Source organism: Mycolicibacter nonchromogenicus (assembly GCF_002101775.1).
In the GTDB taxonomy this organism is placed as follows: Bacteria; Actinomycetota; Actinomycetes; order Mycobacteriales; family Mycobacteriaceae; genus Mycobacterium; species Mycobacterium nonchromogenicum.
The window spans coordinates 67,236-79,171 of the sequence record NZ_LQPI01000022.1; the positions used below are offsets into that span (position 1 = coordinate 67,236).

An 11,936-nucleotide genomic window follows, 5' to 3' on the forward strand; every position below is an offset into this window, starting at 1 on the left:
GCCACGGTCGAGGGCTTCCTGCACGTCGACGGCAGGAAGCCCCAATCTCAGCGCATCGAGTACCGCACCGGAAGGCGCTTGAGACCGCCGACGAACGTGGTCGCCGACAGTTCGGGTGTGCCGGCGAACTCGATGGACTCCAGGCGCGGCACCAGTTCGGTGAACAGACTGTTGAGCTCCAGGCGGGCCAGAGCCGCGCCCAGGCAGAAGTGGACGCCGTAGCCGAACGACAGGTGCTTGTTGGGGTCGCGGGCGATGTCGAACGTGAATGGGTTGTCGAAGATGTCCTCGTCGCGGTTGGCCGAGACGTAGGACAGCAGCACCGACTCACCCTTGGGGATCGGCACGCCGCGCACCTCGGTGTCGCGGGTGGCGGTACGCATGAACTGCTTGACCGGCGTGGACCAGCGGATCATCTCCTCGACGGCCAGCGGTATCAGGCTCATGTCGTTCTTGAGACGCTCGAGCTGATCCTGGTACTCGACCAGCGCGCACAGCCCGCCCGAGATGGCGTCCTTGGTGGTGTCGTGGCCGGCGCTGGCGACGATGACGTAGTAGGACAGCGTGTCCATGTCGGACATGAGTTCGCCGTTGATACGGCCGTTGGCGATGGCCGAGGCCAAGTCCCCGGTGGGGTTGGCCCGCCGCGAGGCGGTCAGGGCGGAGAAGTAATTGAAGAAATCCAGCAGCACGGCCATGATGTCCTCTGCGCCGCCCTGGCCGCGCTGGTGATCGGCGTCCTCGCCACCGAACATCTCCTGTGTCAGCTTGAGCATGCGCGGGAAGTCCTCCTCGGGCAGGCCCAGCAGTGACAGGATCACGTACAGCGGGAAGTTGATGGCGATCTCGCTGACGAAGTCGCACTCCGGGCCGATCTCGGCCATCCGGTCGACGTAGCGCTTGGCCAGTTCGTCGACGCGGACCTTGAGGTCGCGCATGGCCTTGGGGCGGAACCAGTCCGCACCGATCTTGCGGATGTCCCGGTGGTGCGGGTCGTCCATGTGGATCAGCGTGCGCAGTCCGATGCCGGCATCCTGGTCGGCTTTGACCCGGTCCTCGACCTTTGCCTGCAGCAGCATCGGACGCGGTTCACTGATCCAGAGTTCGTTGTCGCGCTCGATGTCCATGATGTCGGCGTGCTTGGTGACTGCCCAGAACGGCCGGTACGGCGGGGCGTCCACCCACGACACCGGCTGGTTGGCGCGCAGCCAGGCCAGTGAGCTGTGCAGGCGCTCATTATCGGTGTAGGCCTGGGGGTCGGCGAGTACTCGGCCGTGCTCGCTGCTGTTGCGGTGGGTGGTCGGCGCGCTCACTTGGCACTCCTCGCGGTCATCGAAAACTTGACAGGTGTCATGTCACAGTCTGGACCAGACGATGGCATGGGTGCACATCGGGGCACCAGGGGACTTTGGCCCCCGGGGCGGCGTGCGACCACAGAGGCACAAGTGAAAAAAGTGGTTGGCCTCTCCCGTCAGGCGCCGGTCAGAACCAGTCCGGACGCATCTCCAGAGTCGTGCGGTCCAGGCTCTCCAGCAGGTCGAGTTGTGGTCCGGTCTTCGGCAACTCGTAGCGGAAGAAGTAGCGGGCCGCCTGGCGCTTCCCGTCGAAGAAGTCCCCGCTGCGCCCCTGGGCAGCCAACATCTGCTCCAGCCAGATCCAGGCGATCACCACATGGCCGAAGGCCTCCAGGTAGATCGCACTGTTGGCCAGCGCGGCATCGATGTCGCCGGCGGCGAACATCCCCGCGGTCACCGCCACCAGCCGCTGGGCCACCGCATCGAGCTGCGCCGCGGCTTCGGCCAATTCGCCCCCGGCCCCATGCCCCGCCGCAATGCTCTGGGTCATCACGGCGTGCAGTGCGGCCAGGCTGGCCCCGTTGCGCTGCACCACCTTGCGGCCCAACAAGTCCAGGCTCTGGATGCCGTGGGTGCCTTCATGGATCGGGTTGAGGCGGTTATCGCGATAGTGCTGTTCCACGTCGTACTCGCGGGTGTATCCGTAGCCGCCGTGCACCTGGATCGCCAGGTCATTGGCGGCCAGGCACCACTGCGACGGCCAACTCTTGGCGATCGGGGTCAGGATGTCCAGCAGTGCGGTCGCATGCTCGCGCTCCTGATCGGACTCGGCGGTGTTCGCCAGATCGACGAGCCGCGCGCAGTACAGCGCCAGCGCGAGCGCTCCCTCGACATAGGACTTCTGCGCCAGCAGCATCCGCTTGACGTCGGCGTGCTCGATGATCGCGACCTGCGGCGCGGCGGGGTCTTTGCTGCCGGCCGGTCGCCCCTGCGGCCGGCTGCGGGCGTACTCCAGTGACTTCAGGTAGCCGGTGTAGCCGAGCGCGATCGCACCCATACCCACACCGAGGCGGGCTTCGTTCATCATGTGGAACATGTAGTTCAGGCCGCGGTGCTCGTCGCCCACGAGATAGCCGACGGCACCCGGCTCGCCGGCCGGCTGGTGCACACCCTCGCCGAAGTTGAGCACGGTGTTGGTGATGCCGCGATAACCCATCTTGTGGTTGAGACCCGCCAGCACGACATCGTTGCGCTCACCCAGCGTGCCATCGGAATTCACCAGATACTTCGGCACGATGAACAGTGAGATCCCCTTGGTGCCGGCCGGACCGCCGGGGATCTTGGCCAGCACCAGATGGACGATGTTGTCGCTCAGCTCATGGTCGCCACCGGAGATCCACATCTTCGAACCGAACAAGCGGAAGGTGCCGTCGGCGCGCGGCTCCGCGCGGGTGGTGATGTCGGCCAGCGATGATCCGGCCTGAGTCTCCGACAGGCACATGGTTCCGGTGAAACGACCGGCGATCATCGGTTTGACGAAGGCGTCGATCTGTTCTTCGGTACCGAATTTGGCGAGCAGGTTCAGGTTCGCCATGGTCAACATCGGATAGCCCGCGGTGCTGACGTTGGCGGCCATCAGCCAGACGAATCCGGCCTGGGCCACGGTCGCCGGCAGCTGTGCACCGCCGAGACGGTAATCCATGGCCATGCCCATCAGCTCAGCCTCGGCGCACGCCGCCAGTGCCTCCTTGACCTCGGGAATGACGGTGACCTTCGTCCCGTCGAACGTGGGCTCGTGAGCGTCGCTCTTCTTGTTGTGCGGGGCGAAATAGCGAGTCGCCAGCTGCTCGCACAGATCCAGGGTGTCGGAGAAGGTCTCCCGGGAATGCTCGGCGAACCGGTCGCGGCTGATCAGGTCTTCAACACGCAGCCAGTCGAACAGCAAGAAGTCGAGGTCTTTCCGCGACAGCAGCAGGGACTTCATCTGGCGAACCTTTCACTGGAGCCCAAGCAGTGCGTTCTCGACGACCTCAGGCAGTGCCGGGTGAATCCAGTATTGCCCGCGGGCCATCTCCGGCGCGGTGAGGCCGAAGCTCATCGCCTGTATCAGCGGTTGAATGATCGATGACGCCTGGTAACCCATGATGTGCGCCCCGAGCAGCCGTCCGGTGCCGCGCTCAGCGATCAGCTTGGCAAACCCGGTGGTGTCCTCCATGGCCCAGCCATAGGCGACGTCCCCGTAGTCCTGGATCTTCACCGAGATGTCGAGACCCTTTGCCAGTGCCTGCGTTTCGGTCAATCCGACCGCGGCGATCTGCGGATCGGTGAAGACCGCGGCCGGCACATACCGGTGGTCGGTGATCCGCATCGAGTCCACGTCGTCCCAGTCGCACAGCAGGTTGTGTTGTACCACCCTGGCTTCGTGATTGGCGACATGTTTGAGCTCGTAGGGTGAGGACACGTCGCCGAGCGCGAAAACGCCACGCGCCGAAGTCCGTTGGTATTTGTCGACGGTCACCCGCCCGGCGGCGACGGCCACACCGGCCTGCTCGGCGTCCAGCAGGTCGCCGTTGGGTACCCGTCCGGTGGCCACCAGCATCGCATCGGCCCGCAGGGCCGAGCCGTCGTCGAGCTCCACGACGACACCGTCCCCGTCGTTGCGCGCTGCGACCACGTTGCGGTGCGCGCGCAGCTCCCACTTGGCGGCGGCGATCCGGGTGAAGCGTTCTGCAACGGTCTCGTCGCAGTGCCGCAGCAATGTGGAGCCGCGGATCACCACCGTGACCCGGACACCGAATGCGGAGAACACGTGGGCGAACTCGGCGGCGATGAAGCCGCCGCCGACGATCACCAGATGCTCGGGCAGGTCAGCGATCCGCATGATGTCGTCGCTGGTGTAGTAATGCGCGCCACTGTTGGCGATGGCCGGTGGAATCGCCGAGCGCGACCCGGCCGCGATCACCACCTGATCGGCGCTGAACTGTTCACCGCCGGCGGTCACCAACAGATACCGGCCGTCGGAGCCGACCGGGCCGAACCGGGTGTGCTCGCCGTAGACGTCGACGTTGGGCAGGCTGCGGCGATACTGCTCGCCGCCCGCGGCAATCGGGTCGATCCGCCCGAACACCCGCGAGACGATGTCGTCCCAGCGCACGGCGTCGATGTGGGCGTCCACGCCGTAGCGCGATGCCTCGGTCACCGTCTTGGCCACCTCGGCGGCGTAGACGAACATCTTGGTCGGGATGCAGCCCACATTGAGGCAGGTGCCGCCGAAAGTGCCCTGTTCGCAGATCGCCACCCGCTTGTCGGCGTAGCGCTCGTCGAGAATGCTGTTGCCCGAACCGGTTCCGATGATGGCCAGGTCGTAGCTCTCCATTGCGTCAGCCTAAACGGTGGGTGGGGCCCGCGGTGATCGCAGGCGCGGCGCCGCCTACGCTGATGGCGTGTCCCCATCGGTGAAGACCGAGATGACCGACGTAGCGCTGATCGGCGCAGGCATCATGAGCGCCACTTTGGGGGCGATACTGCGCCGGCTGGAGCCGGATGCGGCGATCACCGTCGTGGAACGGCTGGATTCCGCCGCGGGCGAGAGCAGTGATCCGTGGAACAACGCCGGCACCGGCCACGCCGGCCTGTGCGAGCTGTTCTACACCCCGCAGCAGCCCGACGGCTCGATCGCCACGGCCAAGGCGGTGCGGGTCAACGAGCAGTTCCAGGTGACCCGGCAGTTCTGGGCGTATGCCGTGGAGAACGGCCTGCTGGAGCAACCGCGCGACTTCGTGCGGCCGATCCCGCACGTCAGCTTCGTATGCGGCGCCGACGGCGTGGACTACCTGCGACGGCGGCATCGCGCGCTGGCCGACAACCCCTTGTTCGCCGGCACCGAGTTCATCACCGACTTCGGTGAGTTCGCCGCGCGTCTGCCCGCGATGGCGACCGGGCGCGACCCGGGCGTACCGGTGGCCCTGGACTGGACTGCGCACGGCACCGACGTCGACTTCGGTGCGCTGACCGGCCAGCTGCTGGCCTACGGCGTGCGCCACGGCACCGCGGTCCTGTTCGGCCACGAGGTGCGTTCACTGCGCCGGGAGTCCGACGGCAGTTGGACGTTGACTCTCTCCCACCGCAGAACCGGTGAAACCCGAAGACTCAACGCCAAATTCGTCTTCATCGGCGCGGGGGGAGCGAGCCTGGGTCTGCTGCAGCGCGCGGGCATTCCCGAGGTCCGCGGATTCGGCGGGTTCCCGATCGGCGGGGTGTTCCTGCGCTGCGGAGCCGCCGAGCTCACCGCCGCGCACCGTGCCAAGGTGTACGGCGCCCCGGTCCCGGGTGCGCCGTTGACGACCGCCCCGCACCTGGACGCCCGGATGGTCAACGGTGAGTCGTGGCTGCTGTTCGGTCCCTTTGCCGGCTGGTCGCCGAAATTTCTCAAGCACGGCCGGGCCACGGATCTGCCGAGATCGGTCCGATTCGACAACGTCAGGTCGTTGCTGGGCGCCGGCATCCGGGAGCGTGAGCTGGTCGGCTACCTGCTTCGGCAACTGCGGCAGACGCACGGCACCCGTGTCGAGGCGCTGCGCGAGTTCCTGCCGGGTGCGGATCAGGCGGACTGGCATCAGATTCGGGCGGGTCAGCGGGTGCAGGTGATTCGCGGCGGAACCCTCGATTTCGACACCACGATCGTCAGCGCCGGCGATGGCAGCATCGCGGGCCTGCTCGGTGCCTCGCCCGGTGCCTCGACCGCGGTGCCGGCCATGCTGGAGGTGCTGGCACGTTGTTTCGCGGGGAAGTTCGCCGGATGGATGCCGACGCTCAAGGAGATGGTGCCCTCGCTGGGGACGCGGCTGTCTGACGAACCCGCGCTGTTCGAGCAGGTGTGGGAGTGGGGCAGCCGACAGTTGCAGCTTGGCTGACGATCGCCACTAGAGTTATCGGGTGACCGAGAACCCCTACCTGGCCGGGTTACGGCTGGCCGGCCGCAAGGTTGTTGTCGTCGGCGGGGGGAGTGTCGCGCAACGACGTCTTCCGCTGTTGGTGGACAGCGGCGCGCAGGTGCTGGTGATCGCTCCCAGCGCCACCCCGGCGGTCGAAGCGCTGCGGGAGCGCAAGCCCGGCATCACGTTGGTCTCGCGTACCTACCGCGACGGCGACCTGGCCGATGCCTGGTACGCGATCGCGGCCGCCGATGATCCGGACGTCAACGCCGCCGTTGTGGCCGAGGCGGACCGTCGCCAGATCTTCTGCGTGCGTGCCGATCTCGCCGTCGAGGGATCTGCGGTCACCCCGGCGACCTTCGGTTACTCCGGACTCTCGGTGGGCGTCCTGGCCGGCGGCGAGCACAGTCGGTCGGCGGCTATCCGCTCGGCGATCCGAAACGCCCTGCAGAACGGTCTGATCACCGGCGAGGCAGCGTCGACCTCCGACGTCGTGCGCGGAGGTGTGGCGCTGGTGGGCGGCGGCCCCGGCGATCCGGAACTGATCACGGTCCGCGGCCGCCGCATGCTCTCGCACGCCGACGTCGTGGTGGCCGACCGGCTGGCCCCGCCTGAGCTGCTGGCCGAACTGCCCCCGAACGTCGAGGTCATCGACGCCGCCAAGATTCCCTACGGGCGGGCCATGGCGCAGGAGGCCATCAATGCGTTGATGATCGAACGTGCCCGGGCCGGCAAGTTCGTGGTGCGGCTCAAGGGCGGGGACCCGTTCGTGTTCGCCCGTGGTTATGAAGAGGTGCTGGCCTGCGCCGAGGCCGGGATTCCGGTGACGGTGGTACCGGGTGTGACCAGTGCCATAGCGGTCCCGGCTCTGGCCGGAGTTCCGGTCACCCATCGGGCCGTGAATCACGAGTTCGTGGTGGTCAGCGGGCATGTTTCGCCCGAGGATCCCGAATCGTTAGTGAATTGGGATGCCCTGGCAGCACTGCGCGGGACGATCGTGCTGCTGATGGCCATCGAACGCATCGAACAGTTCTGCGCGGTTCTGCAAAAAGGCGGTCGACCTGCGGATACGCCCGTTCTGGTGGTTCAGCACGGCACCACACCGGCCCAGCAGACGCTGCGAGCCACCCTGGCCGACGCGCCCGAAAAGATCCGTGCGGAGGGCATCCGACCTCCCGCGATCGTGATTATCGGCGCCGTCGCAGGTTTCGAGGTTTAAACAGCTCTTAATATTACTGTAGGGTAGCCGGTTATGACTGCACTCGATGATGCAGGACGGGTGACCGCGCAGTGGTCCGAAGGTGCGGCCGCGGAGGTTCCCCGAGGGCGCACCGGCTCCGATCTTGTGAGCTGGACCAGCAAGTACGTGTCGTCCCGGCTCCCGTCTCGTCGTTTTATCTATGCCGTGATCGCCATCGGCGGCATGCAGCTGCTGGCCACCATGGACAGCACTGTCGCGATCGTCGCCCTTCCTAAGATCCAAGACAATCTGGGCCTGTCCGACGCGGGTCGTGGCTGGGTGATCAGCGCCTACGTGTTGACCTTTGGCGGCCTGATGCTGCTCGGGGGCCGACTCGGCGACACCATCGGCCGCAAGCGCACCTTCATCAGCGGTGTCGCGCTGTTCACCATCGCCTCGGTCCTGTGTGCCGTGGCCTGGGACGCCCCCACATTGGTCATCGCTCGACTGTTGCAGGGTGTCGGCTCGGCCATCGCCTCGCCGACCGCATTGGCGCTGATCGCAACAACCTTCCCGAAGGGTCCCGCCCGCAACGCCGCCACCGCGGTATTCGGCGCGATGACCGCCGTCGGGTCGGTGATGGGCCTGGTCGTCGGTGGTGCGCTGACGGAGTTGTCGTGGCGGCTGGCCTTCGGTGTCAACGTGCCGATCGGCCTGCTGATGATCTACCTGGCCCGCACCGCGCTGACCGAGACCGTCCGGGAGCGGATGAAGCTCGATGCTGCCGGGGCGCTGCTGGCGACCCTGGGCTGCACGGCAGCGGTGTTCGCCTTCACGATCGGTCCCGAGAAGGGCTGGATCTCGGTCATCACCATCGGCTCGGGGGCGGTCGCGGTCGTGGCGATGCTGGCGTTCGCCATCGTCGAGCGCACCGCCGAGAACCCGGTGGTGCCGTTCACCCTGTTCAAGGAGCGCAACCGGGTGGCGACCTTCGCGGCGATCTTCCTCGCCGGCGGGGTGCTGTTCACCGTGACCGTGACGATCGGCCTGTACGTGCAGGATCTGATGGGTTACTCGGCGCTGCGCGCCGGGGTGGGGTTCATCCCGTTCGTCATCGGCCTGGGGATCGGCCTGGCGGCGTCGTCCCAGTTGGTCCGCCGGTTCCCGCCGCGGGTGCTGGTGATCGCCGGCGGCGTCGTGGTGCTGGGGGCCATGATCTACGGCTCGACCGTGGACCGGAACCTGCCGTACTTCCCGAACTTCGTGACGCTGATCGTGCTCGGCGGTCTCGGAATCGGGATGATCGTGGTGCCGTTGACCCTCTCGGCGATCACCGGCGTGGGCTTCGACCAGATCGGCCCGGCCTCGGCGATCGCGCTGATGCTGCAGAACCTGGGCGGTCCGATCGTGCTGGCGATCATCCAGGCCGTCATCACTTCCCGGACGCTGTACAACGGCGGCATCACCGGCCCGGTGAGCAACATGACCGGCTCCCAGATCGACGCGCTGGACGCCGGCTACACCTACGGTCTGCTGTGGGTCGCCGCGGTGGCGGTCTTGGTCGGCGCGATTTCGCTGCTGATCGGCTACACCGCCCGGCAGGTCGCGCACGCCCAGGACGTCCAGGACGCCTTCGGCGCCGGCACCCTGTAGCCCCGCCAGAGGTCCCGCGCCCGGGCTCGCGATCGCTGCTCGCACGGCGCTGCCGTTGCGATTCCGTGTCTGCTCGCCGCTGAAGATAGGCTCCCCGCTGTGATCACCCGGATGTCCGAACTGTTCCTGCGCACCCTGCGCGACGACCCCGCCGATGCCGAAGTCCCCAGCCACAAGCTGCTGATCCGCGCCGGCTACATCCGGCCTATCGCACCCGGGCTGTACAGCTGGCTGCCGCTGGGCCTGCGGGTGCTGCGCAACATCGAGCGAGTGGTCCGCGAGGAGATGAACGCCATCGGCGGCCAGGAGATCCTGTTCCCCGCGCTGCTGCCGCGGGCACCGTATGAGACCACCAACCGCTGGACCGAATACGGCGACGGCCTGTTCCGGCTCAAGGACCGACGGGACAACGACTACCTGCTGGGGCCCACCCACGAGGAACTGTTCACCCTGACGGTCAAGGGGGAGTACAACTCCTACAAGGACTTCCCGGTGGTGCTGTATCAGATCCAGACCAAGTACCGCGACGAGGCGCGGCCGCGAGCCGGCATCCTGCGCGGCCGGGAGTTCGTGATGAAGGACTCCTATTCCTTCGACGTCGACGACGCCGGCCTGGCCGCCGCCTACGACGCGCACCGGGTGGCCTATCAGAAGATCTTCGACCGGCTCGGGGTGCGGTACGTGATCGTCTCGGCGGTCTCGGGTGCCATGGGCGGATCGGCCTCCGAGGAGTTCCTCGCCGAGAGCGCGGTCGGTGAGGACACATTCGTCCGCTGCATCGAGTCCGGCTACGCCGCCAACGTCGAAGCCGTGACCACCGCACGGCCCGAGCCGCTGCCGATCGACGGACTGCCCGAGGCGCAGGTTTACGACACCGGCGACACTCCGACAATCGCCACCCTGGTGGACTGGGCCAACGGCGCGCTGGACCGCACGGTCACCGCCGCCGACACCCTCAAGAACGTGCTGCTCAAGGTCCGCCAGCCGGACGGCGAGTGGGAGCTGCTGGGCATCGGGGTTCCGGGTGACCGCGAGATCGACGAGAAGCGGCTCGGCGCGGCGCTCGAGCCCGCCGAGTACGCCCTGCTCACCGACGCGGATTTCGCCAAGCACCCGTTCCTCGTGAAGGGCTACATCGGCCCGAAGGCCCTCCAGGGCAACGGTGTGAGATACCTGGTCGATCCGCGTGTGGTGGACGGCACCAGCTGGATCACCGGCGCCGACGCCCCCGGCAAGCACGTCGTGGGACTGGTCGCAGGGCGGGACTTCCACGCCGACGGCACCATCGAGGCGGCCGAGGTCCGCGACGGCGACCCCTCGCCGGACGGTGCCGGCCCGCTGGTCAGCGCCCGAGGCATCGAGATCGCTCACATCTTCCAGCTCGGCCGCAAGTACACCGACGCGTTCGCTGTCGATGTCCTCGGCGAGGACGGCCGTCCGGTGCGGCTCACCATGGGTTCCTACGGCGTCGGCGTCTCCCGGCTGGTCGCGGTCATAGCCGAGCAGCAGCATGACGAGCTGGGTCTGCGTTGGCCGTCGCAGATCGCTCCGTTCGACGTCCACGTGGTGGTCGCCAACAAGGACCAGGCCGCTCGTGCCGGGGCCACCGAGTTGGCCGGCGAACTGGACCGGCTTGGCCTGGAGGTGCTCTTCGACGACCGGCAGGCCTCGCCGGGGGTGAAGTTCAAAGACGCCGAACTGCTCGGGGTGCCCTGGGTCGTGGTGCTCGGGCGCGGCTGGGCGGACGGCGTCGTCGAACTGCGCGACCGGTTCTCCGGGCAGACCCGCGAGCTGGCCGTCGGCGCGGACTTGGCCGGCCAGATCCTGGCAGCGTTGGGGCGCTAGCGGCGGGGCAGGTCACCGCCCTCGGATCTAGTCCGCGCCGCCGGGGAAGGCTTGGGTGATCGGCCAATTCCCCAGCGCACGGTTCCAGTGCGCCGCCAGCACGGCGCTCTGGCCCAGCGCGTTCGCCGCGAATTCCCGGTCGGTGTCCTCGTCGGCCTGCTCGACGACCGCACGCCAGGCCGCAGCGGTGTCGTTCTCCATCCGGACGGCCAGCCGCAGGGCATCGTTGGACGTGGTCAACGGCATGGGCACCTGATACCCGGCCGCGGCAGGCGGGACGGCCACCGAGCGGCTGGTCAGTATCGCGATGATGCGGTCCCGGCGCTGGCGGTGCTGACGGATGCTGGTGACCACCAGCGGGTTGAATTCCGGCAGCGAGTAGGCCGAAACGAGCCCGTAGCCGTAGACGACGCCGTATTCGGTGGCCAGGGCATCGATCAGGGCTGCGTCGGGGCCGGCGGCCGGACTGGGTTCGGGCGAGGTCATGCCTGCGTCACCAGGGCGACTGCGTAGGAGGCCGTGCAGGCGGCGGCGATGGAGGCCAGCAGGCCGGCCCGGTAACCCGACGAGGTGACCGCCAGCTTCCCGGCGCTGTCGGCGGCGGTCCGCAGCGCGTTGATCACCTGGGAGGCGGTCGGAGCGGGCGCATCCGGCGCGGCGCTGGGCTTAGTGGTTTCGCCGTCGTAGGCCGGCGTCTTCCCGGCGGCGCGGGCGATCTCGGCTGCCAGCGCCCGGGCATGCTCAGCTCGCTCCGAAGACACCTGCTCCAATGCCGCGGCCAGCGCCTTGGATTCCGGGTCGGTCAGTGCCGCGGCGGCCGCTGCGGCCAGCGCACTGTCGTGCTGGGCCGCCTCCCGTTGCGCCTCCAGGTCATCGACGGCGGGCGCCGTCGGACCCGAGCCGCAGGCCGGCGCCGCGACGGCCAGCAGGGCGAGCATCCCGGCGCCGGTGAGCACGCGCCGTCGGTCGATGGCGGACAGGGGGCCTGGCACCCTGACATCCTGCCATTGCGACCGCCCGGCAGGGACG

General features: G+C 67.8%; 8 protein-coding genes and 1 pseudogene. 4 read left to right on the forward strand and 5 right to left on the reverse strand.

All coding sequences use genetic code 11. The annotated features are described in order from the left end of the window. Positions 1–47: 47 nt before the first annotated feature. From AWC18_RS02250 to mtr, 3 genes are all read right to left on the reverse strand, one after another. On the reverse strand, positions 48–1,313 hold the full coding sequence (locus AWC18_RS02250) for a cytochrome P450 (protein WP_064998991.1): 1,266 nt from the start codon (positions 1,311–1,313) through the stop codon (positions 48–50). 169 nt (positions 1,314–1,482) lie between these two features. Continuing rightward, positions 1,483–3,279: an acyl-CoA dehydrogenase gene (locus tag AWC18_RS02255; RefSeq protein ID WP_085137371.1), complete on the reverse strand. Its 1,797-nt coding sequence runs from the start codon at positions 3,277–3,279 to the stop codon at positions 1,483–1,485. Positions 3,280–3,291: 12 nt separating this feature from the next. Next, the gene (mtr, locus tag AWC18_RS02260; protein ID WP_085137373.1) at positions 3,292–4,671 is read right to left on the reverse strand and encodes a mycothione reductase; all 1,380 of its coding nucleotides are present in this window, start codon (positions 4,669–4,671) and stop codon (positions 3,292–3,294) included. Between the two features lie 91 nt (positions 4,672–4,762). Here mtr and mqo point away from each other — a divergent pair, with 91 nt between their 5' ends. From mqo to AWC18_RS02280, 4 genes and pseudogenes are all read left to right on the forward strand, one after another. Then, positions 4,763–6,208, forward strand: a complete 1,446-nt coding sequence (gene mqo / locus AWC18_RS02265) for a malate dehydrogenase (quinone) (protein WP_085137416.1) — start codon at positions 4,763–4,765, stop codon at positions 6,206–6,208. 22 nt (positions 6,209–6,230) lie between these two features. Further along, positions 6,231–7,448 (forward strand): uroporphyrinogen-III C-methyltransferase, encoded by a 1,218-nt coding sequence (gene cobA / locus AWC18_RS02270; protein WP_085137376.1) that lies wholly within the window; start codon positions 6,231–6,233, stop codon positions 7,446–7,448. 153 nt (positions 7,449–7,601) lie between these two features. Next, positions 7,602–9,062 (forward strand): annotated as a pseudogene (locus AWC18_RS02275) (MFS transporter); the annotation flags it as partial. A 99-nt stretch (positions 9,063–9,161) separates the two neighbouring features. After that, positions 9,162–10,907 carry a proline--tRNA ligase gene (locus tag AWC18_RS02280; RefSeq protein ID WP_085137381.1) on the forward strand — a complete coding sequence of 582 codons (1,746 nt, stop codon included), beginning with the start codon at positions 9,162–9,164 and terminating at the stop codon, positions 10,905–10,907. Positions 10,908–10,934: 27 nt separating this feature from the next. Here AWC18_RS02280 and AWC18_RS02285 read toward each other — a convergent pair whose 3' ends face one another. Next, positions 10,935–11,393: a ferritin-like domain-containing protein gene (locus AWC18_RS02285; protein WP_064999167.1), complete on the reverse strand. Its 459-nt coding sequence runs from the start codon at positions 11,391–11,393 to the stop codon at positions 10,935–10,937. After that, positions 11,390–11,845 (reverse strand): hypothetical protein, encoded by a 456-nt coding sequence (locus tag AWC18_RS02290; RefSeq protein ID WP_234806405.1) that lies wholly within the window; start codon positions 11,843–11,845, stop codon positions 11,390–11,392. The genes AWC18_RS02285 and AWC18_RS02290 overlap by 4 nt, the downstream gene beginning before the upstream one ends. Between the last annotated feature and the right edge of the window lie 91 nt (positions 11,846–11,936).

Bases quoted from the DNA above. Each gene is read 5' to 3' on its own strand.
- AWC18_RS02255 (WP_085137371.1), bottom strand. From the start codon at position 3,279: ATGAAGTCCCTGCTGCTGTCGCGGAAAGACCTCGACTTCTTGCTGTTC.
- mtr (WP_085137373.1), bottom strand. From the start codon at position 4,671: ATGGAGAGCTACGACCTGGCCATCATCGGAACCGGTTCGGGCAACAGC.
- mqo (WP_085137416.1), top strand. From the start codon at position 4,763: ATGACCGACGTAGCGCTGATCGGCGCAGGCATCATGAGCGCCACTTTG.
- AWC18_RS02285 (WP_064999167.1), bottom strand. From the start codon at position 11,393: ATGACCTCGCCCGAACCCAGTCCGGCCGCCGGCCCCGACGCAGCCCTG.
- AWC18_RS02290 (WP_234806405.1), bottom strand. From the start codon at position 11,845: ATGCTCGCCCTGCTGGCCGTCGCGGCGCCGGCCTGCGGCTCGGGTCCG.